Origin of the sequence: Nocardia sp. SSK8, from assembly GCF_037034205.1 — a bacterium.
Lineage (GTDB): Bacteria > Actinomycetota > Actinomycetes > Mycobacteriales > Mycobacteriaceae > Nocardia.
In genome coordinates this window covers 483,442-504,736 of record NZ_JBAGKD010000003.1, presented here as the reverse complement: position 1 = coordinate 504,736, position 21,295 = coordinate 483,442, and the positions used below count along the sequence as shown (strand labels likewise).

The 21,295-nt window shown below is 69.6% G+C and carries 25 protein-coding genes; 16 read left to right on the top strand and 9 right to left on the bottom strand.

Going from position 1 to position 21,295, the window contains the following annotated elements; genetic code table 11:
* Positions 1–41 precede the first annotated feature (41 nt).
* Positions 42–311 (top strand): hypothetical protein, encoded by a 270-nt coding sequence (locus WA675_RS09185; RefSeq protein WP_336083568.1) that lies wholly within the window; start codon positions 42–44, stop codon positions 309–311.
* 12 nt (positions 312–323) lie between these two features.
* Here WA675_RS09185 and WA675_RS09180 read toward each other — a convergent pair whose 3' ends face one another.
* Together WA675_RS09180 and WA675_RS09175 are read right to left on the bottom strand one after the other, a co-directional pair.
* Complete coding sequence (locus WA675_RS09180) at positions 324–779, bottom strand: PTS sugar transporter subunit IIA (protein WP_336083566.1); 456 nt, start codon at positions 777–779, stop codon at positions 324–326.
* The gene (locus WA675_RS09175) at positions 776–1,006 is read right to left on the bottom strand and encodes a PTS glucose/sucrose transporter subunit IIB (protein ID WP_278262592.1); all 231 of its coding nucleotides are present in this window, start codon (positions 1,004–1,006) and stop codon (positions 776–778) included. Before WA675_RS09175 ends, WA675_RS09180 begins: the two co-directional genes overlap by 4 nt.
* Before the next feature lie 203 nt (positions 1,007–1,209).
* Between WA675_RS09175 and WA675_RS09170 the strand changes: the two genes are divergently transcribed.
* From WA675_RS09170 to nagB, 4 genes are all read left to right on the top strand, one after another.
* The gene (locus WA675_RS09170) at positions 1,210–2,556 is read left to right on the top strand and encodes a PTS transporter subunit EIIC (protein WP_336083564.1); all 1,347 of its coding nucleotides are present in this window, start codon (positions 1,210–1,212) and stop codon (positions 2,554–2,556) included.
* A 7-nt stretch (positions 2,557–2,563) separates the two neighbouring features.
* A complete protein-coding gene (gene ptsP / locus WA675_RS09165) occupies positions 2,564–4,228 on the top strand; it encodes a phosphoenolpyruvate--protein phosphotransferase (protein ID WP_336083623.1) in 1,665 nt (554 codons plus the stop codon).
* Between the two features lie 130 nt (positions 4,229–4,358).
* Positions 4,359–5,525, top strand: a complete 1,167-nt coding sequence (locus WA675_RS09160; RefSeq protein WP_336083562.1) for an N-acetylglucosamine-6-phosphate deacetylase — start codon at positions 4,359–4,361, stop codon at positions 5,523–5,525.
* Positions 5,525–6,304 carry a glucosamine-6-phosphate deaminase gene (gene nagB / locus WA675_RS09155; RefSeq protein WP_336083560.1) on the top strand — a complete coding sequence of 260 codons (780 nt, stop codon included), beginning with the start codon at positions 5,525–5,527 and terminating at the stop codon, positions 6,302–6,304. The genes WA675_RS09160 and nagB overlap by 1 nt, the downstream gene beginning before the upstream one ends.
* 68 nt (positions 6,305–6,372) lie before the next feature.
* Here the strand turns inward: nagB and WA675_RS09150 are convergent, their stop codons facing one another.
* On the bottom strand, positions 6,373–7,026 hold the full coding sequence (locus tag WA675_RS09150; RefSeq protein WP_336083558.1) for an HD domain-containing protein: 654 nt from the start codon (positions 7,024–7,026) through the stop codon (positions 6,373–6,375).
* A gap of 79 nt (positions 7,027–7,105) precedes the next feature.
* Positions 7,106–7,390, bottom strand: coding sequence for a methyltransferase domain-containing protein (locus tag WA675_RS09145; protein WP_336083622.1), 285 nt, complete (start codon positions 7,388–7,390; stop codon positions 7,106–7,108).
* Between the two features lie 94 nt (positions 7,391–7,484).
* Here WA675_RS09145 and WA675_RS09140 point away from each other — a divergent pair, with 94 nt between their 5' ends.
* The 5 genes from WA675_RS09140 to WA675_RS09120 all read left to right on the top strand — a co-directional run bounded on the left by WA675_RS09140 (position 7,485) and on the right by WA675_RS09120 (position 11,117).
* Positions 7,485–7,604: a TetR family transcriptional regulator gene (locus WA675_RS09140; protein ID WP_336083556.1), complete on the top strand. Its 120-nt coding sequence runs from the start codon at positions 7,485–7,487 to the stop codon at positions 7,602–7,604.
* Positions 7,605–7,612: 8 nt separating this feature from the next.
* Complete coding sequence (locus WA675_RS09135) at positions 7,613–7,738, top strand: hypothetical protein (protein ID WP_336083554.1); 126 nt, start codon at positions 7,613–7,615, stop codon at positions 7,736–7,738.
* A 35-nt stretch (positions 7,739–7,773) separates the two neighbouring features.
* The gene (locus tag WA675_RS09130) at positions 7,774–8,715 is read left to right on the top strand and encodes an NAD(P)H-dependent flavin oxidoreductase (RefSeq protein ID WP_336083552.1); all 942 of its coding nucleotides are present in this window, start codon (positions 7,774–7,776) and stop codon (positions 8,713–8,715) included.
* Positions 8,716–8,759: 44 nt separating this feature from the next.
* Positions 8,760–9,314: a TetR/AcrR family transcriptional regulator gene (locus tag WA675_RS09125; RefSeq protein ID WP_336083550.1), complete on the top strand. Its 555-nt coding sequence runs from the start codon at positions 8,760–8,762 to the stop codon at positions 9,312–9,314.
* 69 nt (positions 9,315–9,383) lie between these two features.
* Positions 9,384–11,117 (top strand): alpha/beta fold hydrolase, encoded by a 1,734-nt coding sequence (locus WA675_RS09120; RefSeq protein WP_336083548.1) that lies wholly within the window; start codon positions 9,384–9,386, stop codon positions 11,115–11,117.
* Here the strand turns inward: WA675_RS09120 and WA675_RS09115 are convergent, their stop codons facing one another.
* From WA675_RS09115 to glnA, 4 genes are all read right to left on the bottom strand, one after another.
* Positions 11,118–11,522: a hypothetical protein gene (locus tag WA675_RS09115; protein ID WP_336083546.1), complete on the bottom strand. Its 405-nt coding sequence runs from the start codon at positions 11,520–11,522 to the stop codon at positions 11,118–11,120.
* Between the two features lie 16 nt (positions 11,523–11,538).
* On the bottom strand, positions 11,539–13,188 hold the full coding sequence (locus WA675_RS09110; RefSeq protein WP_336083544.1) for a CocE/NonD family hydrolase: 1,650 nt from the start codon (positions 13,186–13,188) through the stop codon (positions 11,539–11,541).
* Positions 13,189–13,290: 102 nt separating this feature from the next.
* On the bottom strand, positions 13,291–13,419 hold the full coding sequence (locus WA675_RS09105; protein ID WP_336083542.1) for a hypothetical protein: 129 nt from the start codon (positions 13,417–13,419) through the stop codon (positions 13,291–13,293).
* Between the two features lie 281 nt (positions 13,420–13,700).
* Positions 13,701–15,137: a type I glutamate--ammonia ligase gene (glnA, locus tag WA675_RS09100; RefSeq protein WP_336083540.1), complete on the bottom strand. Its 1,437-nt coding sequence runs from the start codon at positions 15,135–15,137 to the stop codon at positions 13,701–13,703.
* 287 nt (positions 15,138–15,424) lie between these two features.
* Here glnA and WA675_RS09095 point away from each other — a divergent pair, with 287 nt between their 5' ends.
* Together WA675_RS09095 and WA675_RS09090 are read left to right on the top strand one after the other, a co-directional pair.
* A complete protein-coding gene (locus WA675_RS09095) occupies positions 15,425–15,880 on the top strand; it encodes an RDD family protein (protein WP_336083538.1) in 456 nt (151 codons plus the stop codon).
* Between the two features lie 110 nt (positions 15,881–15,990).
* On the top strand, positions 15,991–16,374 hold the full coding sequence (locus WA675_RS09090; RefSeq protein ID WP_336083537.1) for a YrdB family protein: 384 nt from the start codon (positions 15,991–15,993) through the stop codon (positions 16,372–16,374).
* Positions 16,375–16,432: 58 nt separating this feature from the next.
* Here the strand turns inward: WA675_RS09090 and WA675_RS09085 are convergent, their stop codons facing one another.
* On the bottom strand, positions 16,433–17,176 hold the full coding sequence (locus tag WA675_RS09085) for a DUF4191 domain-containing protein (protein WP_336083535.1): 744 nt from the start codon (positions 17,174–17,176) through the stop codon (positions 16,433–16,435).
* Positions 17,177–17,297: 121 nt separating this feature from the next.
* On the opposite strand from WA675_RS09085, the gene WA675_RS09080 reads away from it, so the two are divergent.
* The 4 genes from WA675_RS09080 to WA675_RS09065 all read left to right on the top strand — a co-directional run bounded on the left by WA675_RS09080 (position 17,298) and on the right by WA675_RS09065 (position 21,250).
* The gene (locus WA675_RS09080) at positions 17,298–18,716 is read left to right on the top strand and encodes a M20/M25/M40 family metallo-hydrolase (protein ID WP_336083533.1); all 1,419 of its coding nucleotides are present in this window, start codon (positions 17,298–17,300) and stop codon (positions 18,714–18,716) included.
* Positions 18,716–19,552, top strand: a complete 837-nt coding sequence (locus tag WA675_RS09075) for an alpha/beta hydrolase (protein ID WP_336083531.1) — start codon at positions 18,716–18,718, stop codon at positions 19,550–19,552. The genes WA675_RS09080 and WA675_RS09075 overlap by 1 nt, the downstream gene beginning before the upstream one ends.
* A 101-nt stretch (positions 19,553–19,653) precedes the next feature.
* Entirely contained in the window at positions 19,654–20,118 is a 465-nt protein-coding gene (locus WA675_RS09070) for a 6,7-dimethyl-8-ribityllumazine synthase (protein WP_336083529.1), read from the top strand.
* Positions 20,119–20,656: 538 nt separating this feature from the next.
* Complete coding sequence (locus WA675_RS09065; RefSeq protein WP_336083528.1) at positions 20,657–21,250, top strand: hypothetical protein; 594 nt, start codon at positions 20,657–20,659, stop codon at positions 21,248–21,250.
* Positions 21,251–21,295: the final 45 nt, after the last annotated feature.

Below are 21,295 nucleotides of genomic sequence, written 5' to 3'. Positions count from 1 at the left end.
CGGGAGAATTGCCGGGTTCGTTTCGGAGGATCGGAGTCGTCATGAGAACCACCGCGCTGGTCGGATCACTCGCGGGCGCCGCACTGGCGATCGCGCTTGCGCTGCCTTCGGCAGCGACCGCGAATCCGGTATCACCGGTGGCGGATAACTGTCATCCGTCCTATGACCCGTGCGTCCCGATCAACAGCGATGTCGACTGCATCGGCGGTAATGGAGACGGGCCCGGCTATTCCGGCCGCGTGCGCGTGATCGGGCCGGATGAGTACGAACTGGACGACGACGGAAACGGCATCGGCTGCGAGCTCGTCTGAAAAGCGCGGGGGCTACGGCGCGTCGAACAGGTGGGCGCCGGGTTCGACGGCGGTGCCGAGGATGGTGGGCTGGATGGAGTCCTTCGCGGAGTCCATGACCACGATCGGGCAGACCGGGGCGTAGCCGGTGCCGTCGAGGGTGGTCAGGTCCCAGGTGACGATGGGGGTGCCCGCGGTGACGTCGGATTTCTCGCTGACGTGGAGCTCGAAGCCCTTGCCCTCGAGTTTGACGGTGTCGATGCCGAGGTGGACCAGGACGCCGACGCCCGCGCCGAGGATGACGAAGGCGTGCGGGTGGAGTTTGAGGATCTTGCCCGCGATGGGGGCCACGACGGTGAGGGGGCCGCGGGTGCGGTCGGGGTCGATGGCCACGCCGGAGCCGACGATCTGACCGGCGAACACCGGGTCGGGGACGTCGGCGAGCGCGCGGACCGTACCGGGCAGCGGGGCCAGGACGGGCACGCTCACAGGATGTCCTCGATGTCCTCGGCGAGGGTGTCGGCCTCGGGACCGACGACGACCTGAACCACCGATCCGGACTTGAGCACACCGTGCGCGCCCGCGGCCTTGAGCGCGGCCTCGTCGACCTTGCCGCCGTCCTTGACCTCGGTGCGCAGCCGGGTGATGCAGGCCTCGATCTCGACGATATTGTCCGCGCCACCCAGGCCAGCGACAATCGCTTCCGCTTTGGACATGTCTTCTCCCTTTCCGCGGTGGTTGCCGGTTCCAGTATGGGAGCCTCGAATGTGCGCCACGTCATATTTCGCGGTTGACATCCGACACCCACCTGGTCAAACTGACAACTGGTTATGACCGGACAGTACCCGTCAGGGTCACTGGTTCACAACAGTTCTCCCGGATCGCCGCCCAGCCGTCCGGCTCGTCGAAGAGGGTCGACATGACTGCCGTTACCGACAGCCCCCAGAAGGAATCGAAGGTGTTCGCGGGTCTGCAGCGCCTGGGTCGCAGCCTGATGCTGCCGATCGCGGTGCTGCCCGCGGCGGGCATCCTGCTGCGGCTGGGTCAGGACGATCTGCTCGGCCGGTTCTCCCCCCTGCACAGCACCGCGGCGGTCATCTCCGCGGCCGGGCAGGCGGTGTTCACCTGGCTGCCGCTGATCTTCGCCGTCGGCATCGCGATCGGCTGGGCCAAGAAGGCCGACGGCTCGACCGCGCTGGCCGCGGTGGTCGGGTACATGGTGATCAACGGCGTGTTCGAGGCCATGTCGCCGATCGTGCTCGAGGGCAAGACCGACCCCAAGGGCGAGCAGGCGCTGATCAATTACGGCGTGCTCGGCGGCATCGTGATGGGTCTGCTCTCGGCGATCCTGTGGCAGCGGTACTACCGCACGAAACTGCCCGATTTCCTGGGCTTCTTCAACGGCAGGCGGCTGGTGCCGATCCTGACCGCGGTGACCGGTCTGGTGGTCGGTGTGGCGATGTCGTTCGTCTATCCGGCGTTCAATTCCGCGCTCACCTGGGTGGGTGAGACCGTCGCGGACAACACCGTGCTCGGCGGCGGCATCTACGGCGCGGCCAACCGCCTGCTCATCCCCACCGGTCTGCACCACATCCTGAACTCCACGGTCTGGTTCCTGGTGGGCGACTACACCGACGCCTCGGGCCAGCTGGTGCGCGGCGACCTCAACCGGTTCTTCGCCGGTGACCCGAGCGCGGGCACCTTCATGACCGGCTTCTTCCCGATCATGATGTTCGCGCTGCCCGCGGCGGCGCTGGCCATCTGGCACAACGCGCGGCCCTCGCAGAAGAAGCTGGTCGGCGGCATCATGCTCTCCACCGGCCTGACCGCGTTCGTCACCGGCATCACCGAGCCGCTGGAGTTCGCGTTCATGTTCGTGGCCTGGCCACTGTATGTGGTGCACGCGATCCTGACCGGTACGTCGATGGCCTTGGTGAACGCGCTGGGTATCCACGACGGATTCACCTTCTCGGCGGGCGCGATCGACTATCTGCTGAACTTCGGCAAGGCCACCAACGCGTGGATGCTGATCCCGATCGGGCTCGGGTACGCGGTGATCTATTACGTGCTGTTCAGCTTCGTGATCAAGAAGTGGAACCTGCGCACGCCGGGTCGCGAGGCCGAGACCGATGTCGAGGTGGGTAGACCTGATGTGGCCGCGGTCGAGGCCGAGGCGGCGCTGACCGCCACCGGCGACACCCGCACCGACGCACCGATGGTCGCCGAGACCGAAGCGAAGCTGGACAAGAAGCTGAAAGGTGAGTGACGCCCCGATGTCCGAACTGGTGATCCGTGGCCTCGGGGTGAGTCCCGGTGTGGTGTCCGCGCCGTGGCTGCGCTTCGGTTCGCAGCTCGAGACCTCCGCGCAGGATCCGGTCGGCGGCTCCCCCGAGGCGGAGCTCGCCCGGGTGCAGGAGGCGCTCGGCGGGGTGGCCGACGAGATGCAGGCCAGGGCGAAACGGGTGACCGGAGTCGCCGCGGAGATCCTGACCATGTCGGCGACCATGGCACGGGATCCAGGCATCGTGGCCGCCACCGAGAAGGAGCTGGCGGCGGGCATGCCGACGGCGCACGCGGTGCAGCTGGCCTTCGAGGGGTTCTGTGCCAAGCTCGAGGCGCTGGGCGGGTACATGGCCGAGCGGGCGACCGACCTGCGCGATATCGGCGGGCGCACCGTCGCGGTGTTGCTCGGCCAGCCGATGCCCGGCATTCCGGCACCCGGGTATCCGTTCGTGCTGGTCGCGCGGGATCTCGCGCCCGCCGATACCGCGATGCTCGGCGACAGCGAGGTGGTCGGGCTGCTCACCACCGAGGGTGGCCCCACCAGCCACACCGCGATTCTCGCGAAATCGCTGGGTCTGCCCGCGGTGGTGAACTGTCCCGACACCGATCGGCTGATCGAGGGCGCGCCGGTGCTGCTCGACGGCGGGACCGGCGAGGTGGTCATCGATCCGAGCCCGGCACGGCAGCAGGTCGCGGCCGAGCGGGCGGCCGCCGACGCGGCCCGGCTCGCGGCGGCGAGCGGGCCGGGGCACACCGCCGACGGGACGCCGGTGCGGCTGCTGGTGAATATCGGCACCGTCGACGACGCGGCGAAGGCGGGACCGGTCGACAGTGAGGGGGTCGGCCTGTTCCGGACGGAGTTCATGTATCTGGGCAAGGCGTCGGCGCCCTCGCTCGACGAGCAGACCGCTTCCTACCGCACGGTGCTCGAGCAGTTCGCCGGGCGGCGGGTGGTGGTGCGCACGCTCGATGCCGGGTCCGACAAGCCGCTGCCCTTCCTCGATCTGGGCACCGAGGAGAATCCGGCGCTCGGTGTGCGCGGGCTGCGGATCGGCACGGTCTTCCCGGACACGCTCACCACTCAGCTCACCGCGCTGGCACGGGCCGGAGAGGCGACGGGGGCGGATCTGTGGGTGATGGCGCCGATGGTGGCCACCGCCGACGAGGCGGCCGGATTCGCCGCGCTGGCACGGGAGTCCGGGCTGACGACGGTGGGCGCGATGATCGAGATCCCGGCGGCGGCCCTGCGCGCGCCGGATCTGCTGGAGCGGCTGGATTTCGTGAGTATCGGCACCAATGATCTGAGCCAGTACACCTGCGCGGTGGACCGGATGGCCGGGGGGCTCGCGCATCTGCTCGATCCGTGGCAGCCCGCGGTGCTCGATCTGATCGCGATGGTCGGGGCGGCGGGGTCGGCGGCGGGGAAGCCGGTCGGGGTGTGCGGTGAGGCGGCCTCGGATCCGATGCTGGCGCCGGTGCTGGTGGGGCTCGGGGTGACGAGTCTGTCGATGTCGACGCCCGCGTTGCCCGGGGTGCGGGTGGCCTTGGCGGGGGTCGCGATCGAGCGATGCCGGGAGGCGGCCGAGGCGGCGAGGTCGGCCCGGAATCCGCAGGCCGCGCGGGACGCGGTGGCGGCGATCATCGGACGTGCGTGATCGTGCGACGTGACGACGGGAGCTCGATGGCGGTGGGGTGCCGGGAGCCTGCTGCCGATCGGCCGCGCGCGGATTGGGCGGCGCGGGGGCCGTCGTCGCGAATCAGGTCGTCGTCCCGAGGGTGGCCGTGATGGGAATCGTGCGGGGTCGGCTCGTCGGTACCGCGACCGGTGAGATCGCCGACGGGGTGGTGGAGTTCGCCGACGGGCGGATCCGCTGGGTGGGTAGCGCCGCCGAATATCCTGCGCCCGAACAGCTTCCAGAGTTCGGCGCCGAGGTGGTCCTGCCCGGGCTGATCGATCTGCACTGTCACGGTGGGGCCGGGTTCGGGTTTCCCAACGCGGACGCGGCGGGGGCTCGGGTGGCCGCGGCGCATCATCGGGAGTACGGGACGACCGGGTTGCTGGGAAGTCTGGTGTCGGCGCGGGCGGAGGTGCTGGTCGAGCAGGCGGCGATGCTCGCCGGTCTGGTCGAGGACGGGGAGCTGCTCGGGGTGCATCTCGAAGGGCCGTTCCTCAATGCGGTGCGGTGTGGGGCGCAGGATCCGGACGCGATCGTTCCCGGTGATCCGGCGCTGTTCGAGCGGGTGCTCGCGGCGGCACGGGGCACGGTCCGCTCGATGACGGTGGCGCCGGAGACCGCGCACTTCGCGGACCTGCTCGCCGTCATGCGCCGCCACGAGGTGCTGCCCAGCCTCGGGCACACCGATGCCGACGCCGCCACCGCGACCGCGCGGATCCGGGCCGCGGCGGGTGGGCCGATCACCGCGACGCATCTGTTCAACGGGATGCCGGAACTGCACCACCGCTCCCCCGGTCCGGTCGCCGCCTGCCTCGCCGCGGCCGGTCGCGGGGACATGGTGGTCGAATTGATCGCCGACGGCGTGCATCTCGCGCCGGACACCGTCGCCATGGTGTTCGACACGGTGGGGCCGGACCAGATCGCGCTGGTCTCGGACGCGATGGCGGCGGCGGGCATGCGCGACGGCGACTACCGGCTCGGGGCGCTCGACGTGCGGGTGCGCGACCGGGTCGCCCGGCTGGCCACCGAGGACGGGTCACCCGGCGCCATCGCGGGCGGCACGGCCCGGCTCGTGGACGTACTGCGCTGGACGGTGCGGGTGGCCGGCGTGCCGCTGGCCGACGCGGTCACCGCCGCCACCCGCACGCCCGCGCGCGTGCTCGGCGTCGACGGTGAGCGCGGGCGGCTCGCGGTCGGGATGCGCGCGGATCTGCTCGTCACCGATCAGTCATTGCAGCCGCGGCGGGTGTTCGTCGCCGGAACGGAGGGAACCTGATGGAAATCGTCATCCGGGCGGACGAGAACGAGGTGGCGCGCACGGTCGCCGATATCGTCGGCGGCTATGTCGAGCGCGGGAACGCGATCCTGGGACTGGCCACCGGGTCCTCGCCGCTGGGCAGCTATCAGGAGCTGGCGCGCCGGTATCGCGCGGGCGAGCTCGATTTCGCCACGGCGAGCGCGTTCCTGCTCGACGAGTACGTGGGTCTGCCCAGGGAGCATCCGCAGTCGTATTTCTCGGTGATCCGGTCGGAGTTCGTTGACCATGTCAATCTCGACCCGACCCGGGTGCTCAGCCCCAATGGCGAGGCCGGGGACATCGCGGGCGAGGGGCGCCGCTACGACGCCGCGATCGCCGCGGCGGGCGGGATCGATGTGCAGCTGCTCGGGATCGGTACCGACGGGCACATCGGGTTCAACGAACCGGGCTCGGCGCTCACCTCCCGCACCCGGGTGAAGACGCTCACCGCACAGACCCGCGAGGACAATGCCCGCTTCTTCGACGGGCCCGAGGACGTACCCCACCACGTGCTCACCCAGGGGCTCGGAACCATCCGGGACGCGGGGCATCTGGTGATGATCGCGCTGGGCGCGGGCAAGGCCGACGCCATCGCGGCCGCCGCCGAGGGCCCGCTGGCGGCGTTCTGCCCCGCCTCGGTCATGCAGTGGCATCCGCACGTCACCGTGGTGATCGACGAGGCCGCGGCGAGCAAACTGAAACTCGCCGACTACTACCGGTACGCGCTCGCGAACAAGCCCGCCTGGCAGTCGTTCTGAGATGACCGCGCTCGAGTTCGCGGTGCAGGACGCGGTGAGCGCGCGGCTCGCCCGGCATCCCGTCGCGGCTAACTGCGTTCGATGAGCACTGATTCCGCTTCGTCGCGGGTGCATTCGAAGGCCGCGCACACCGCGTCGATGGCGGCCTGTTTGTCGCCCGCGGCGAAGAGGCGGTCGATCTCGGCCCACTGTTCGGTGGTCGGCGGGGTGACGGTGAGGTCGAGGCGACGCTCCAGGCGGGCCCACATGCGGGCGACGGTGGGATCGTCGGCCAGCAGGTCACCGAGGTGGGCCTTGAACAGGGCGTGTTCGGTGCGGTACATGCCCATCCAGCTGCTGTCGGGGGGACTGGCTTCGGCGTTGGCGGTGCGGTCGGCCAGTTTGAGGATGACCGCGGGTGGGTGGGCGGCGATCTTCTCGTAGGCGTTGAGATTGCGGGCCTTGCGGTCGGGGCCGATGCCGGTGACCGCCCAGACGAGGTCGAGAACCGCACGGCCGAAACGGGATTCGACCTCCTCGGCGGTCACCGGGGTGTCCTCGATGACATCGTGCAGCCAGGCGGCGGTGCCGTGCGGCCCGTCGTAACCGAAATCGGCGAGCACGCCGCGCACCGCGGCCAGATGGGTGAGGTACGGCGCCTGACCGTACTTCTGATCGCCGTGCGCGGCGCGGGCGAACTCCCGCGCCTCGGCTTCCTGCTGGGCAACGCTGCCGAACTCCATGTGACACCCCCGTGTTCGATTGCTCCGTCGGGATCGACCCTAGCCGAGCCCACCGACAGGAATGCCGCGATCGGGACAGCTACCGGGGTTTGGTCGCGGTGAGGATGCCGGTCTGGTCCCGGCTCGGGGTGTAGCGGGGATCGGCGAAGCCGAGTGCGCGCAGCGGCAGATCCTGGGCCGGGCCGACCTCGTAGCGATGGTGGGCGTTCCGGTCACGGCGGCGGTTGCCGGAGATCGCGGTCGCCGACGGGTCGACACCCATCGCCGACCCGTCCGGCCCGACCGCCGCGCCGAGTGCCCGCACGAGTTTGCCGGGGCCACAGCCGATATCGAGGGTGTCCGCGCCCGGCCGCGCACCGGACAGGGCGACGAATTCGGCGAGCAGCCTGCGCTGCCTGCCAGGAAGTAGGCCGTGGTGAACAGGTTGTAGCGGAGCATGCCCTCGATGACCAGGCCGGTTGATCGAGCTGATGATCGAGCGCGGCTACGACCGGGTGCGCGTCAGCGATATCATCGCCAGGGCGAACGTGGGCCGGTCCACCTTTCACGTTCCTGTCCTGGGGGACTGCTCGGGCTGATCGCCGACATGATCGACCCCGCCACCGCCCTGCCGACCGACCAGGCCTGGCAGCGCTTCGAGACGCTCGCGCTGCCGGTACTCGGTCGCGATGGGCCACAGGCTCCCCCGGACCGGTCGGCCGGGCTGCCATGATGGAGGCGGCACTGTCCCGGGAGAAAGGCGCACCGATGCCCGAGCTGGATCTGTCGACACCGTGGTCACGGGAGCTGGGACTGCGGGTGCCCGTGGTCAATGCCCCGATGGGCGGCGCGGCGGGTGGACGGCTGGCGCGCGCGGTGTCGGCGGCGGGCGGGCTCGGCATGATCGGCATGGGCAGTGCCGGGTCGGTCGAGGCGCTGGAGCGCGAGCTGGCGGCGGCGGAGGGGCCGGTCGACGGGATCGGGCTGGTCGACTGGGTGCGGCAGCGCGAAACCGGGCTGCTCGAGGCCGCGATCGCGGCGCGACCGCGGATCCTGTCGGTGAGTTTCGGGACGGATTTCTCCTGGGTGCCGCGGGTGCGGGCGGCGGGCATTCTGGCGGTCACCCAGGTCTACGACGCGCCCGGCGCGCATCGCGCCCAGGACGCCGGGATCGACATCCTGGTGGCGCGCGGCAACGAGGGCGGCGGGCATGGCGCCGACCGGATGGCCCTGATGCCGCTGCTCGACGCCGTGCTCGAGATCGCCACCGTGCCGGTGCTGGCCGCGGGCGGGATCGGCTCGGGACGCACCCTCGCGGCGGTGCTCGCGGCGGGCGCGGCGGGCGCGTGGCTGGGCACCTGCCTGGCCGCCGCCGAGGAATCGCTGCTGCCCGAACCCGCCCGGCTGGCCATGCTGGCCGCCGACTCCACCGGCACGGTCCTGACCACCTCCTTCGACGAGGCCCTCGACCTGCCGTGGCCGCCGATCTACCCGGCCCGGGTGCTGCGCAACGAGTTCACCGATCCGTGGCTCGACGACGATCAGCGGCCCTCCACCGAGCGGCTGCGCGCGGCCATCGCCGCCGACGATCCGCGCCTGGCGCCGGTCGACGCGGGTCAAGGCGTCGGGCTGGTCACCCACATCGAACCAGCGGCCGCCATTATCGACCGCCTGTGCGCCTCGGCGGCCGGGCTGCTGACCGGGCGCTGAGCCACCCCCTTGCAAAAATATGTTGACCGGTCTAGTTTTTGTCTGTGGGCACGAAGGGCGCCGAGACGCGCTGCAAGCTGATCAAGGCGACGCGATCGCTGATCGAGTCGCACGGATATTTCGGCACCGGACTGAATCAGATCGTGCGGACCAGCGGCGCGCCGCGCGGGTCGCTGTACTTCCATTTCCCCGGCGGCAAGGACGAATTGGTGGCCGCCGCGGTGGCCGACAGCGGGATCGAGATCGCGGAGATGATCCGCACCACCGAGGCGAGTGACGCGCGCGATCTCGCCCGCCAGGTCATCACCTTCCTCGGCGATCGGCTCGAGGCCTCGGACTGGACGGTCGGGTGCCCGGTCGCGGCGGTCGCGCTGGATACCGCGTCCACCAATGATGCTGTGCAGCAGGCATGTTCGGCCACCTATCGGCTCTGGGAGGACGCTCTGCGGGAGCGGTTGATCGGGTTCGGCCATCCCGAGCCGGAGCGAGTCAGCACGGCCGCGCTCGCACTGATCGAGGGCGGGCTGGTGCTGGCGCGGGCACATCGTTCACGGCGGCCGCTGCGGCAGCTCGCCGACACCATCGACATCCTGGTCTGAGTTCGTCGCCGGTCCGGCCCGGCTCATCGACAGAAAATATGTAAATCGGTCTACTGAAAGTAGGGCATCATGGTTCACACCGACTCCATCGTCTTCGGGGCCGCGGGGTTCATCGGCCGTTCGCTGGTCGCCGAATTGCTGCGCACCGGGCACACCGTCGCCGCCGCGCTCCGAGCGGGCAGCGAAGACCGGCTGCGCGACTGGCTGGCCGCGCAGGAGGTCGAGACCGCGGGGCTGCGGATCGTCACCACCGATATCGGCGAACCGGATCTCGCGCTCGGCGATTCCGTCGAGGGGGTGCGCGATGTGTACAACGCGGCGGCGCTGATGAAGTTCGGGCTCGATGCCGAGGTGGCGCGGCGGGTCAATGTCGACGGTGCCCGGCACGTGCTGGAATGGGCGGGGCGGCAACCGGAGCTGCGCCGGGTCGTGCACATCACCGGCTACCGGGTGGCGGCCGAGGGGCCGCGTGACTATCGCGACGGGGCCTACGAGGCGTCGAAGATCCAGGCCGACGGGATGCTTCGCGCGCTCGCGGCCGAGCGTGGCATTCCGCTGACCTTCGCCAACCCGGCCGGGGTGCTCGGGCCAGGGCAGTATTTCGGGCTCGCCGACATCATCGACAATCTGTGGCAGGGCCAGCTGCCCGCGCTTCCGGGGTCGGCCGAAACCTTCATTCCGGTGGTCGATCTCGGCTATGTCGCCCGGTTCCTCGCGGGGCTGCCCACCCTGCCCGACACCGTCGGCGAGTCCTATCCCCTGCTCGATCCGGCGACGCCGGTGCTGCCCGAACTGATCCGGCTCGTCGCCGCGCATCTGGGTGTTCCCACACCGCGTTTCACGCTCCCGACCGCGCTGGTACGCAGGCTGCCGCGCGCGCTGACGCACGCCGATCCCGAGGCGCTGACCTTCATCAGCAGCGACCGGTACGACACCACCGCCGCCGACGAGGTCGCCCGGCGGCTGGGGATCGAGCATCCCCCGGTGGCCGAGCTGCTGACGAGCTACGCCGACGGGATCGTGGCGAGCCGCAACGGGAAGGTGGTTCCGGTGCCGGGCTCGGGGTTCCGAAACGGGACGTGGCTGGCCGGGGAGCGGGCGAACCCCGGCTATGTTCTGCTGCACGGCATTCCGGTCGACGGCGAATCCTGGAACGAGCTCGCGCGCGAGCTGGACGGGCCGGTGCTGCGGGCCGATATGCCCGGCATCGGTCGCTCGGCCCCGTCCGCGCTGTCGATCGGGGAGTGGGCCGAAGAGCTGATGGCGCCGGTGCGGTCGCGGCCGGTGCTGGTCGGGCATTCGTTCGGTTCCTGGGCGGCGGTCGAATTCGCGCTGCGGCATCCGGAGCGGGTGTCGCGGCTGGTGCTGATCGCGCCCGCGTTCTTGCAGAAGCCCGCCGCGTGGTGGTTGGGTTCGCCGGTGGCCGGGGAAGTCGTGCGGCGGCTGCCGGTCGCGACGCTCGCCGCGCGACTGGGGGTTCCCGTGGGACCGGCGATCGCGTCGGCGGCAGCGAATCTGCGGCGACCGGGGGTGGCGCGGCGGACCTTCACGGCGCTGGGACAGGCCGGGGCGTCGCGCGCCGAGCTCGCCGAGAAGCTCGCGCGCGTCACGGTTCCGGTCGATATCGTCGTCGGCGCGGACGACCCGCTGACCGAGCCCACCGTCCATCCGGTGCACACGGTCGACGGCACCGGACACTACCCGCAGGTGACCCATCCGGCGCAGGTCGCGGCGATCGTGCGCGGCGAGATCCCGTCCGCCGCGGAGACGTCGAGTGGCGTGGTGATCAGTTCCGCGTGGTGATCAGTTCCGTATGGGGTCCGTGCCGAGGTCGATGATCTCGGGCGGGTCCGCGCACAGCACACTGACGCACTTGTCGTCGATGAGCAGGTATTCCCTCAGCGCGCCGTCCTCGCACCAGTAACTCGGGCGGGTGCGTTCGAGATCGTGCCAGCCACCCCGGACGACCTCCCACAGCCAGCCGTTCGGTTCGCTGTAGGTACTCCAGAATTCTCTCAGATCGAGTTCGTCGAGCACCCGGAATCCGCTCGGGTCACGGAAGACGACCTTGGCGTAGGAGAATCCGAGACCCTGGATGGCGACGGTGAGAGTTTCACCGTCGTAGCGCAGGTCGCGGACCACCTTCCTGCGGTAGCGCTGGGACTCCGGCACCAGGCGGCAGTGCGGCGGGATGAACGGGGTTTCCACTCGGCCATCGTGCCCGTCAGCCTGCCGGGGCGTCGAGTTCGATGCGGTGGGTGGGGTCGGCGAGCAATTCCGGGGTGAGGTCGGTGGTTTCGACGGTGCGCCAGCGGGCGTGCCAGGTCGGGACGCCGCCGGGGAGGTTCAGGTCCCGCGGGGTGGTGAGGAGGGGGAGGTCGAGGCGGGCGGCGGTGACGGTGACGGCGGCGTTGGCGGGGGTGTGGGACCAGGCGTCGTCGACGACATCGGTGATGCGGACGCCGAGGCGGTGGCCGGTGGCGAGGCGGGCGTCCTGCCAGAGCAGGCGGACCTCGGTCTGCGGGCGGACCGGGGCGATGCCGCGAGTGATGACGGTGGCGTGGCCGTCGGGGGCGATGTCGTAGAGCTCGACGGTGACGGTGGCCTCGGGCGGGCCGGTCAGGGCGAGGGTGGCGGTGGTGCGGCCTGCCAGGTGGACGGGGGTGGTGAAAGGTTCGGTGATGGACCAGATTTCGCGGTCGGGGCCGGGGAGCAGGCCGCGGTCGGTGTAGGTGCCGGTGCGCAGGTCGATCGCGGTGCGGCGGGAATCGGCCGGGGGCCAGACGGATTCGCCGCGCCAGCCGCCGTCGAACTGGCCGACGGTGACCGGCGGGCCGGGGACCTCGATATCGGCGCGGGCGACATGCCGGTCGAGGAAGGCGTACAGCTCACCGGCGAATTGCGGGGTGCCGCATTTCTCCCGGCAGTCCGAGTGACCCCACTGGCCGAACCAGGCGCGGTGCTCGCCGGGGCCGCGCGCCTCCCAGGCCTCGAGGACGCGGTCGGCGCGGGTGTTGGAGTCGAGGAAGCTCTGGCCGAGGAACAGTGGCGTGGTGTTGCCGCGCAGGGCGTCGATCATGTCGCGGTCGCGCCAGCCGGGGTTGGTGGCGTCGTGGTCGGTGGTGAGGGCGAGGTAGTCGCTGGCGCACTGCTCGGTCATCGCGAGGGCGTTGGCCCGGTATTCCGGGGAGTCGTCCCAGTGGCCGGGGGTCGCGGCGATGGCGAGGTGTTCGGCGCCCGCGGTGTCGGCGGGGCGGACGCCGTCCTCGGTCAGCGGCTTGCCGCCGAACTTCCAGGCGATGCCCTGCATGTACAGGTACGAGAACGGGTCGACGACCGGCTCGAACGCGGCCACCGCCGCCAGTCCCTCCGGCTTCCCGGCCAGCGCCATCATCCCGGTCCAGCCTTCATACGAGGTACCGACCACGCCGACGCGCCCGGTCGACCACGGCCTGCTCGCCGCCCACTCCACCGCGGCGAACACATCCGACCGCTCCCCCGGCCCACCGAAATCCGGGCATCCGTTGGACCCGCCGAACCCCCGCAGATCGACGATCACATACGTGTACCCCGCCCGCAGCGCCCACTCGACCGGCAGATTATCCGTCGACGGCCCACCCTCGGGTCGCGGCTGCGACAGATACGCCAGATGCGCCCGATACGGACTCGCCGTCAGCAACACCGGCGTCCGCTCCGCCGCCCCCACCCCCGGCGGCCGCAATACATCGGCATGCAACCGCGTCCCATCCGCCGCGGTGAAATACTCCTGCGTCCACGTGAACGCCACCGTCACCGGCTCGGCCGACACGGGCGCGGCCATCCCCAGCACCAACGCCACCCCGGCCATCACCCGCACCACAAAACCCCATCGCACCCCTGGACTATGTCCGTCCACCCCGCCGGAGTCCAGCCCCCACAACCCTGGGCGCGCCGCCTAGGTGGAGATCAGCCGGACGGCCGATCCGCATCGGCTCCCTCAGCTGGTGCTCGGCCACTCACCGGATTCGGCGAGGGCGGTGTCGAAGAGCTCGCGCGCCGCGCGCTGCTCCTCCTCGGAGATCGGCCCGACCCGATCCTCGTCATCGGCCAGGTACTCGTCGAGCACCTGCCCCCCACAACTCCCGCTCGACCGCCGCGGTGACGAAGGCGGAGAACTCCCGCTTCCCCACCCGCCGCCGCACCGCGTCCGCGGTGCCATCGGGCAACGACAAACTCACGCGCTGAGCAGGCCCTTCCCCGATCCCGTGCTCGATCTCACCCACCGACCCGTCATATCAAAGCGAGTAGGAAACCTACGGTGACCGCCAGAATAGACAACACCCGCCACACCGGGATGGTGTGGCGGGTGTTGTCAGGTACTGCTACCGACGGATCGGCTGGTACGACTTAGACGTCGTAGTACAGCTCGAACTCGTACGGGTGGGGGCGCAGGTTGACCGGGGCGATCTCGTTGTCGCGCTTGAGCTGGATCCAGGTCTCGATCAGGTCCTCGGTGAAGACGTTGCCTTCGGTGAGGTAGTCGTGGTCCTGCTCGAGGCGGTCGATGACGGTCGCCAGCGAGGTGGGGGCCTGCGGGATGTTCTTGGCCTCCTCGGGCGGCAGCTCGTAGAGGTCCTTGTCGACCGGGGCCAGCGGCTCGATCTTGTTCTTGATGCCGTCCAGACCCGCCATCATCATGGCGGCGAAGGCCAGGTACGGGTTGCCCGAGGAGTCCGGCGCGCGGAACTCGATGCGCTTGGCCTTCGGGTTGTTGCCGGTCACCGGGATACGCACGGCGGCCGAGCGGTTGCGCTGCGAGTACACCAGGTTGATCGGGGCCTCGTAGCCCGGCACCAGACGGTGGTACGAGTTGATGGTCGGGTTGGTGAACGCCAGCAGCGACGGGGCGTGGTGCAGGATGCCGCCGATGTAGTGACGCGCCAGATCCGACAGACCGCCGTAGCCCGACTCGTCGTGGAACAGCGGCTTGCCGTCCTTCCACAGCGACTGGTGCACGTGCATGCCCGAGCCGTTGTCACCGAAGAGCGGCTTCGGCATGAAGGTGACGGACTTGCCTTCCTGCCACGCGGTGTTCTTCACGATGTACTTGAACAGCTGCAGGTCGTCCGCGGCGCCCAGCAGGGTGCCGAACTTGTAGTTGATCTCGGCCTGACCGGCGGTGCCGACCTCGTGGTGGCCGCGCTCGAGCTCGAAGCCCGCGTTCTGCAGGTTGGTCGAGATCTTGTCGCGCAGGTCGACGTAGTGGTCGTACGGGGCGACGGGGAAGTAGCCACCCTTGTTGCGGACCTTGTAGCCGAGGTTGCGGCTGCCGTCCGGGTTGAACTCGTTGCCGGTGTTCCACGAACCCGAGACCGACTCGATCTCGTAGAACGAGCCGTTCATGCCCGAGCCGTAGCGGATGCCGTCGAAGATGTAGAACTCGGCCTCGGCACCGAAGTAGGCGGTGTCGGCGATGCCGGTCGAACGCAGGTACTCCTCCGCCTTGCGCGCGATGTTGCGCGGGTCGCGGGAGTAGGCCTCGCGGGTGAACGGGTCGTGCACGAAGAAGTTCAGGTTGAGCGTCTTCGCGGCACGGAAGGGGTCGATCCGCGCGGTGCTGAAGTCGGGGAGCAGCAGCATGTCCGACTCGTCGATGGACTGGAAGCCACGCACCGAGGAGCCGTCGAACGCCAGACCCTCTTCGGCCAGGTCGGCGGTGAACGCCTTGGCCGGGATCGAGAAGTGCTGCTGGACGCCGGGCAGGTCGGAGAAGCGGATATCGACGTATTCGATGTCCTCTTCCTTGATGTACTGGATGACCTCTTCGGCCGTGCTGAACGTCACTTGTTCTCCTTACGGATCGGTTCCCAGCCAGTCACGATACTGACCATTTCGAGCGACCTGCGAGCAATCGCTACGAGGGGTTCGTCGCGACCAGACGCTATGGACGCGGTGTTTCCCTACAGTCAAGGCTGTGTTTCGCCAGTGTTACGCGTGCCGGATTCGGGGTGATGTCTGCCATCCGGGCGCGACCTGCATGCCTCATCCTGCCATCCGTGCCCGCGCGTGGCGACGTGACCTCCACTAATGCGGTCGTGAGCGGCCGTCGGCGCGCCTCTATCCTGGAGACCATGGCTCGCATCACCGGCACATGGCTCTCCGGCAATCCCGCGGAACCGGGCGACGAGGACGTCGCCGGGTATCCCGGTGAGCTCTACGGCCTGCCGCGCACGGGCGCGGGCTCGCTGGCGCCCACCTGGCGCCGGGTCGTGGCGCTGTTCCTGGACTGGTTCATCGCGGTGGGTGTCGCCGCGGTGATCACCCGCAGCTTCGCGAGCTCGTCGGTGCCGCTGCTGGTGTGGTTCGTGGTGGGCGTGGCCGCGGTGACGCTGTTCGGGTTCACCCCCGGCCAGTACTTCATGAAGCTGCGGGTGCTGCGGATCGACGCCCCGGTGGCGGTCGGGTTCGTGCGCGCGCTGGCGCGCCAGGTGCTGATCGTGTTCGTGGTGCCCGCGCTGTTCACCGACGCCGACGGCCGCGGCATGCACGACCGGGCCACCGGGACCGCGCTGGTCAACGCGCGCTGAGCCGCCCGGCCGGTGACGGCCGGAGCTGATCGATCATCTCGGCCCAGCGGCGGGTCTCGACGATGATGCGGTAGCGCGCGGCGGACCCACCGAGCCGATACGCTGCGGCCGTGTCCCTGAATCCGGCCATGCTGGCCGTCCGGTTCCTGCTCGAACTGATCGCCATCGTCTCGTTCGGTGTCTACGGCTGGCTGGCGTTCGACTCGCCGTGGCGCTACCTGCTCGTCGGGCTGCTGCCGATCGCCGCCGCCACGGTGTGGGGCGTGTTCACTGTGCCCGGCGATCCCAGCCGTAGCGGCGAGTCGCCGGTGCCGGTCGCCGGTCCGGTCCGGCTGCTGGTCGAGTTCGCCGTGCTGTTCGGTGGCGCCGGGGCCCTGTGGGCCGCCGGACTGCCCCGGCTCGCGCTGCTCTCGGCGGCCGTGCTCGTCGGCTACCACCTGCTGGCCCACGACCGGATCCGCTGGCTGCTGACCGGCCGGGCGGCCGACGCCTGAGACGAGGCGAGCCCGGCACCTGCGATCAGGTGCCGGGCTCGGCGGGAAACGCGGTGGCTCAGCGGCGACGGATCGCGCGCTGCATGCCCTTCATCTTGGCGCCGGGGGGCATCGGGCCCTTCGGCATGGCCGGGCCGCTGCGTGAGCTGAGCGCGGCGAGCCTGCCCTCGATCTGGTCCATCCGCTTGACGTCGATATTGCGCGGCAGCTTGGTGAGGAACTTCTGCAGATCCTTGAGCGGGGTCTGGCCCTCGTCGTTGCCGACGATCACCTCGTAGATCGGGGTGTCGCCGATGAGGCGCGCGGTGCGCTTCTTCTCCTGCGAGATGAGCGACTTGACCCGCTGCGGGGAGCCCTCGGCGACGAAGATCACGCCGGGCAGGCCGATGACGCGGTGCACCGCGTCGAGCTGGGTGGTCGCGGCGACGCCGTTGGCCACCCGCCACTTGCCCTGCAGGTTCTCCAGCACCCAGGCCGCCGCGCCCGCCTGGCCCTCGGCCTTGCGGTAGACGTTCTTCTGCACGCGGCGCCCGAAGATGATGAACGCCAGCAGCACACCGAGCAGCACACCGAGCGGCAGCAGGAACCACTGCAGGTCGAAGATGAGACCGACGAGGAAGAACACCACCGCGGTGCCGACGAGTGCGCCGATCATCAGCGGCAGCAGCGCCTTGTCTTCCTTGCGCTGCATGTTGAACGCCTGCCACAACTGCTGACGCCGCTCGCGTGATGCCTGCTTACGGGCCGCTTTAGCCGCGGCCTTGGCTTCCTTCGACGGCTTGCCGCCCTTGCCTCCTGCCATGCTGTCAGCTTAGATGGCGTGCCACCGGCCGGTCGGACCGCCTGACGCCCGGCGGCCCGCGGCGCGGCGATTCGGCCCGCTTTTCCCGGCGCGACCGCCGCCGACCGGCCAGAATGACCGGATGCGGCCGATCATCGAGAACCAGGCGTACTCCCCCGTCACCGACGGTGTCGACGACGCGACCGCCGAACGCCTCGCCGTCGCCCTGCGCTGCGCGACGGTGTCGGCCGAGGACCCCGGGCACGACGCCGACGCGGAGTTCGCCGCCCTGGCCGCCCACCTGGCGGCGGAGTTCCCGCTGGTCCACGCGCACCTGACGCTGACCACCTTCGGCCGCAGCAGGCTCTACCGCTGGGACGGCACCGACCCCGGCCCGGTCGCGGCGATTCTGCTCGCCCACCAGGATGTGGTCCCCGCCGAGGACGCGCAGCTCTGGACCCATCCGCCGTTCGCCGGGGTGGTCGACGAGGACTACATCTGGGGTCGCGGCGCGATCGACGACAAGAGCCGGGTGCTGGCCATTCTCGAGGCCGTCGAGTGGGCACTGGCCGCCGGGCTGCGCCCCCGCCATACCGTGTATCTGGCGTTCGGCCACGACGAGGAGGCGCTGGGCGCTGACGGCGCGGTGCCGATGGCGGCACACCTGCGGGCGGCGGGCGTGCGGGCGCGGCTGCTGCTCGACGAGGGCGGGGTGATCACCCAGGACGTGGTCGACGGGGTCGACCGGCCGGTGGCGACCATCATGCTCGGCGAGAAGGGGTTCGCGACGGTGCGGCTGTCGGTCACCGACGCGGGCGGGCATTCCTCGATGCCCGGCACGCAGACCGCGGTGGGCAGGCTCGCTCGCGCGGTCGCCCGGGTCCAGGACAACCCCCTGCCGCTGCGGCTGACCCCGGTGATCGCCGACATGCTCGCCCGGATGCGGGTGGCCATGCCCGAACCGCGCCGCACGCTGCTCGAACTCGCGGGCACTCGCGGCCTGAGCGTGCTGACCACCCCGCTGATCACCCGGATCCTCGCCGCGGCCCCGACCACCGCGGCGCTGGTGCGCACCACCACCGCGCCGACCGTGATCAGCGGTGGGGTGAAGGCCAATGTGCTGCCGCAGAGCGCCGAGGCGCTGGTGAATTTCCGGATCCTGCCGGGTGATTCGGTCGCCGAGGTGGTCGCGCACTGCCGCCGGGTGATCCGCGACGACGCGGTGGCGGTCGAGCTCGACGGGGCCACCTCCGAGCCCTCGCGGGTCACCGGGCCCGGCCCGGCCTTCGACCTGATCGACGAGCTGGCCACCGGACTCGTGCCGGGGATCGTCACCACCACCGGGCTGGTGCCCGGCGCCACCGACTCCCGGCATTTCGACGGCCTGGCCGAGACCCGCTGCAACTTCGCGCCCATCGTGCTGACCGCGACGGACCTGACCCGGATCCACGGAACCGACGAGCGGCTCTCGCGGCTGAACTACGCTCGGCTCATCGAGTTCAACCGGCGCCTGATCGAGCGGCTCGCCGCCCCGGCGCCCGACCCCACAGGAGCACGGTGATGACGACCGATACCGGCGAATTCGCGGGCCATGGCGGCCGGATCGCCTGGCGCGCATGGGAACCCGGGTCTGCTCCGCGCGCGGTGGTGGTGCTCGTCCACGGGGTCGCCGAGCATTCCGGACGCTACGAACACGTCGGGTCGGCGCTGGCGGACGCGGGTTTCGCCGTCTACGCGCTCGACCATGTCGGGCACGGGCTCTCCGAGGGGAGCTCGGCCAATATCGGCTCGATGCAGGCCGCCGCCGACAATGTGGCCACGCTGCTCGACCTCGCGGGCACCGCCCATCCCGGCGTGCCCCGGTTCCTGCTCGGGCACTCGATGGGCAGCCTGGTGGTGCTGCACCTGGCCACCCGCGGGCCCGTCGACGTGGCGGGCATCGTGGTCTCGGCACCGCCGCTGGACATCCCGCTCGGCAACCCGCTGCAGCGCCTGGCCGCACCCCTGCTCACCCGGGTGGCCCCGAATCTCGGTGTGCTGACCCTGGATTCGTCGACCATCAGCCGCGACCCCGAGGTGATCCGGGCCTACGACGAGGACCCGCTGGTGTTCCGCGGCAAGCTGCCCGCGCGCACCGCGGTGGAGATCCTCCAGCACACCGCGCTGGTCAAACAGCGCCTCGACGCCCTCACCGCCCCGCTGCTGGTGCTGCACGGCACCGACGACACCATCGCCGCGCCGTCGAGCGCCGACGTGCTCGAACGCGACGCGGGCTCGGCCGACCTCACCGTGCTGCGCTACCCCGGACTGTTCCACGAAGTCTTCAACGAACCCGAGAAGGAACAGGTGCTCGGCGACGTCACCGACTGGCTGAGCGGACATCTGCCCGAGGCCTGACCGGGCCGCATGTGCGCTGCCGCGCGGCGGGCGCCGGTGCCCGTCCACTGAACACCACCCATATTACCGACGGGTAACTTATCGCCGAGTAGACTCCGCCCATGGGAAACACCTCTTCCGGCGCCGTCGCTTTCATCCGCGCCAGCTGGCACAGCTCCATCGTCACCAAGGCACACGAGGGCTTCCTCGCCGAGTACGCCGGACTAGGGCTCGATCCGGCGGCGGTCGAGGTCTTCGATGTGCCGGGCGCCTTCGAGATCCCGCTGCACGCGCAGCGGCTGGCCCGCACCGGCCGCTACGACGCGGTCGTGGCCGCGGCGCTGGTCGTCGACGGCGGCATCTACCGGCACGACTTCGTCGCCTCGGCGGTGATCGACGGCCTGATGCGGGTACAGCTCGACACCGATGTGCCGGTGTTCTCGGTGGTGCTCACCCCGCACCACTTCCACGAGCACAGCGAGCACGTGGACTACTACACGAACCATTTCGTGACGAAGGGAGCCGAGGCCGCCCGCGCGGTGGCGAACACCCTCAGCTCCCTCCGGTCCCTGCCTGTGCGTCAGTAAACGGCACCATCCACCTTCGCCCTGACCAACAGCATCGAACCATGGGCATCCCCTGTCACATATGATCCAAGTCACCCACGATCGACGGAACCTCGGATCGGCATGTCCCGTCCAATTCCAATGACGCACCGAACGCCGGTAACGTCGGAGACTCACGGGGCGACATGTTCAACAATAAGTGGTTCATAGTGCGTGGAGCATCATTCTCGGCGCAATAGCGACTGTGACAACTCTCGCACGCGGAGAGCTTGCCCCTATGTAGCAACTATGTTGTTGCCACCGAGTGGGGAAAGCTGACCATCGACACGAGACCATCCAACGATGGTGACCCCATCGGCGTGGTGAGCTGGGCTTGGTTCATCAACATCACAGCTGACGTTCCGGGCCGATACGACTGGACTGTGTTCATCGACGGCACCGCTCGGTACCACTCCGGTTCTGTCTTTCACGTCGAGGCTGCCCATGCTGCCGGTAAGAACCTCTACGTAACACCGCTCAACCGATGTGTCATTCCATAACAATGTGAAAGAATTGCCTTGTGATCGAACTCAATCCCGTCACGGGTGCGCAGCTACTGGCCGACGACATCACTGCAGGCCTGGGGTACGAGGTCCAAGTCAATTCCACACAGTCTGACACCACAGATCCCCAGAGTCGGAGCTCGATCAGCATCCGAATTCCGTCTCTGGGGGTCGAGATGGGATTTCACCCGCAGCAGGGAGCTAGCCCGGAGTCGGTGGCTTGCCAACTGGCCAGCCATCTTCAAGACGACATCTTGTCGAAGACCGGCATGGTCTGGCCGACCGATCCCGGGGGCGGCGACCAGCCGCTGGTGCCGGGGGATACCGGATGGTATCGGGAGAGCGACCCCACGGTGTCGGTGCCGTATGGTCGCGCTGGTGCGGGCCATCGACCAGATGACTCCCTCGATGGCGTGGTGCGATGGTGGTTGGGTTACTGGTTCGTCGGCGTGATCGCCGACAAGGCCGGTGATGTGTGGTTCTCGGAACATGAATTCGAGGGCGATCTAACCTCAATTCAGCCGGGGACACGGGTCGACTTCCAGGTTGGCAGCAACTCGCACGGCCTGTTCCGCAAGGCCACCAGGGTTTCCATCCACTCGATAAATTGAATACTCCGCCAACAACGATTGCGGACACCGATTCATCGATCTGGG

What these genes read in the sequence shown, in the direction of transcription:
- WA675_RS09185 (WP_336083568.1), top strand. Translation starts at nt 42, where the DNA reads ATGAGAACCACCGCGCTGGTCGGATCACTCGCGGGCGCCGCACTGGCG.
- WA675_RS09175 (WP_278262592.1), bottom strand. Translation starts at nt 1,006, where the DNA reads ATGTCCAAAGCGGAAGCGATTGTCGCTGGCCTGGGTGGCGCGGACAAT.
- WA675_RS09170 (WP_336083564.1), top strand. Translation starts at nt 1,210, where the DNA reads ATGACTGCCGTTACCGACAGCCCCCAGAAGGAATCGAAGGTGTTCGCG.
- ptsP (WP_336083623.1), top strand. Translation starts at nt 2,564, where the DNA reads ATGTCCGAACTGGTGATCCGTGGCCTCGGGGTGAGTCCCGGTGTGGTG.
- WA675_RS09160 (WP_336083562.1), top strand. Translation starts at nt 4,359, where the DNA reads ATGGGAATCGTGCGGGGTCGGCTCGTCGGTACCGCGACCGGTGAGATC.
- nagB (WP_336083560.1), top strand. Translation starts at nt 5,525, where the DNA reads ATGGAAATCGTCATCCGGGCGGACGAGAACGAGGTGGCGCGCACGGTC.
- WA675_RS09150 (WP_336083558.1), bottom strand. Translation starts at nt 7,026, where the DNA reads ATGGAGTTCGGCAGCGTTGCCCAGCAGGAAGCCGAGGCGCGGGAGTTC.
- WA675_RS09135 (WP_336083554.1), top strand. Translation starts at nt 7,613, where the DNA reads ATGATCGACCCCGCCACCGCCCTGCCGACCGACCAGGCCTGGCAGCGC.
- WA675_RS09130 (WP_336083552.1), top strand. Translation starts at nt 7,774, where the DNA reads ATGCCCGAGCTGGATCTGTCGACACCGTGGTCACGGGAGCTGGGACTG.
- WA675_RS09120 (WP_336083548.1), top strand. Translation starts at nt 9,384, where the DNA reads ATGGTTCACACCGACTCCATCGTCTTCGGGGCCGCGGGGTTCATCGGC.
- WA675_RS09095 (WP_336083538.1), top strand. Translation starts at nt 15,425, where the DNA reads ATGGCTCGCATCACCGGCACATGGCTCTCCGGCAATCCCGCGGAACCG.
- WA675_RS09085 (WP_336083535.1), bottom strand. Translation starts at nt 17,176, where the DNA reads ATGGCAGGAGGCAAGGGCGGCAAGCCGTCGAAGGAAGCCAAGGCCGCG.
- WA675_RS09080 (WP_336083533.1), top strand. Translation starts at nt 17,298, where the DNA reads ATGCGGCCGATCATCGAGAACCAGGCGTACTCCCCCGTCACCGACGGT.
- WA675_RS09075 (WP_336083531.1), top strand. Translation starts at nt 18,716, where the DNA reads ATGACGACCGATACCGGCGAATTCGCGGGCCATGGCGGCCGGATCGCC.
- WA675_RS09070 (WP_336083529.1), top strand. Translation starts at nt 19,654, where the DNA reads ATGGGAAACACCTCTTCCGGCGCCGTCGCTTTCATCCGCGCCAGCTGG.